The organism is Paraburkholderia sp. JHI2823 (assembly GCF_038900695.1).
Classification (GTDB): Bacteria; Pseudomonadota; Gammaproteobacteria; order Burkholderiales; family Burkholderiaceae; genus Paraburkholderia; species Paraburkholderia mimosarum.
On sequence record NZ_JAYMRY010000395.1, the window covers coordinates 1 to 255 of the forward strand.

1 protein-coding gene is annotated in these 255 nt (G+C 64.7%); it reads left to right on the plus strand.

What is annotated here, in order from left to right; all coding sequences use genetic code 11:
* Positions 1-255: GTP-binding protein (locus tag VSR34_RS39140; RefSeq protein ID WP_342965316.1), on the plus strand; the 255-nt coding region annotated here is incomplete at both ends.

Here is a 255-nt window from a genome sequence, read left to right on the forward strand (position 1 = left end):
GCGAGGCGAAGGCGTACGACCAGATCGACGCCGCGCCGGAAGAAAAGGCACGTGGTATTACCATCAACACCGCGCACGTCGAGTACGAAACGGCCAACCGCCACTACGCACACGTCGACTGCCCGGGTCACGCTGACTACGTGAAGAACATGATCACGGGCGCGGCGCAGATGGACGGCGCAATCCTGGTGTGCTCGGCCGCTGACGGCCCGATGCCGCAAACGCGTGAGCACATCCTGCTGGCCCGTCAGGTCG